1 protein-coding gene is annotated in these 627 nt (G+C 61.4%); it reads left to right on the top strand.

The window, feature by feature from the left end; genetic code table 11:
- Positions 1-299, top strand: a 299-nt coding sequence (locus ACTZWY_RS19820; protein WP_444792422.1) for a hypothetical protein, incomplete at its 5' end; no start/stop codon positions are given.
- Between the last annotated feature and the right edge of the window lie 328 nt (positions 300-627).

Here is a 627-nt window from a genome sequence, read left to right as displayed (position 1 = left end):
CACTTGCGACACGGATGCACCTGAATTTCGGGTTTGAAGACACCCTCTTCTGGGACAAGCCAGACCAGCGCACCGCCCTGTCCGGGGCATTACGCGACCGGATCGATGAGAGCTTGCGCAAGGCGGAAGCCACGGCAAAATCTTCACTGGCCCAGCATCGCCCGGCCCTTTTGAGGCTGGCGGACGCCCTTTTGGAGAAGCGGGAGTTGCAGACCGAAGAAATTGCAGACCTGCTCTGGGATGTGGAACCGTCAACCCCGGGAGCCACCGATTCGGACAGGGCCACCGCGACCGCATGATCCCGGATTACAGTGTCATGGCAAACCCTGTCCGGATTGCCATGACACTTCATCGGCCACACGAAGGGGGCGCAGCACGTCGGCCTGACAGGCCCCACTGCCCCCCCATGCCCACCGTCCAGCGGCGACGCAGTCATCCCCAAGGAAGATCCGGACAGAATCCCGGACACCCCTTGTTTCAAACCGGACAACCAATCCATCAGGGCCGCAGGCAATCCGATGCCCTGCCCCCCTGAGAACTCACCACGTCAAATACGCCCCACAAAAACAAAACCAAGAAATCGAACCGTCTCGAACTGGCACCGACAGGCGCCCCCGCTGCCCACCT

The sequence above is a fragment of the Roseinatronobacter sp. NSM genome (genome assembly GCF_052379845.1).
Taxonomy (GTDB): Bacteria; Pseudomonadota; Alphaproteobacteria; order Rhodobacterales; family Rhodobacteraceae; genus Roseinatronobacter.
Note: the sequence above shows the minus strand (reverse complement) of the source record. Positions and strands in the feature narration are given on the sequence as shown.